Annotated in this window: 1 protein-coding gene; it reads right to left on the bottom strand. The window is 61.7% G+C overall.

Annotation, left to right across the window (positions count from 1 at the left end; all coding sequences use genetic code 11):
- Nucleotides 1-109: 109 nt before the first annotated feature.
- Nucleotides 110-1,166, bottom strand: a 1,057-nt coding sequence (locus ACSFBF_RS36020; protein ID WP_435475177.1) for an IS3 family transposase, incomplete at its 5' end; no start/stop codon positions are given.

Here is a 1,166-nt window from a genome sequence, read left to right as displayed (position 1 = left end):
GGTGAGCCTGCCGTCAGTCACCCGATTAGTGTCTCGCGCGGAGAGGCTTCGCAGGTTCGGCCACGGCCCACGTTGAAGGTCCTCAAGTGATACTGAACCGTCCCGGGTTTCATGCCGCCGTTTTGTTGGCGGCGTCGTCGGCTGACGGGCCGGTTTTACCAGCGTAGTAGTTCGCTTCGAATTCCTCGGGCGGGAGATCGCCGATAAATGAGTGGATTCGTTCATTGTTGTACCATGCGACCCAGTCGAAGGTGACTTCTTCGACGTCGGCGAGGCCCTTGAGCGGTCCGGTCCGAAACGGTGAGCCGTTGCGGATCGCTTCGTTCTTAAACAGCCCCATCACCGTTTCAGCGGCGGCATTGTCGTAGGCATCTCCGACGGATCCGATCGATGCGGCAAGGCCCTCGAGGGCGACGGTCTCGGTGAACCTCACGGATGTGTATTGCGACCCGGCATCGCTGTGATGAATCAATCCCGCCTCGATCGGCCGGTTCATCTGATCGCGGCGCCAAAGCGCCATCCGCAGGCATGCCTCCACAAACGCGGTGTCCTTGATCGTCGAAGCTTGCCATCCGACGATCGCCCTCGAGAACAGGTCGATCACGAACGCGACATAGACGAACCCGGACCACGTGGGCACATAGGTGAAATCGGTCACCCAGGTGTGGTTCGGGCGCGGGGCCGTGAACTCCCGGTTAAGCAGGTCGCCGGCGCGTTTTCCGTTCTTGCTCGGGATTGTTGTGGTCGTTCGGCGGCCGCGGATGAGCCCATTCATGCCTTCGGCCCGCATGACCCGATCGACGGTGTGTTTGGACATCCCAGGGAACCCGTTGCGGGCCAGCCATGCCGTCATCTTCCGACGTCCGTAGAGGATCTCGGGTCGTTGACGGCCCTTCGTATCGCGTGCCCGCAGCTGATGGAACATCGCCACGAGGGCGGCGTCAGTGATGGTCCTGGTGGCTGCGGGCCTGCGGCGCCAGGCGCGATAGGACCTAGGGGCGACGCGGACACCCTGCGATTGCAGGACATCGCACGTCGACTCGACCCCGTGGCCCTCCGATCTCATCTCATCGATGAACCGGACGATCAGTGGTGGCGAGGGTCGAGTTCCCTCGCGAAGAAAATTGATGCCGCCTTCAAAATGTCGTTTGTTTCCTCGAGGTCCT

Source organism: Variovorax nivicola (assembly GCF_051216475.1).
Classification (GTDB): Bacteria; Pseudomonadota; Gammaproteobacteria; order Burkholderiales; family Burkholderiaceae_C; genus Variovorax.
This window is presented reverse-complemented; position numbering and strand designations above follow the sequence as displayed.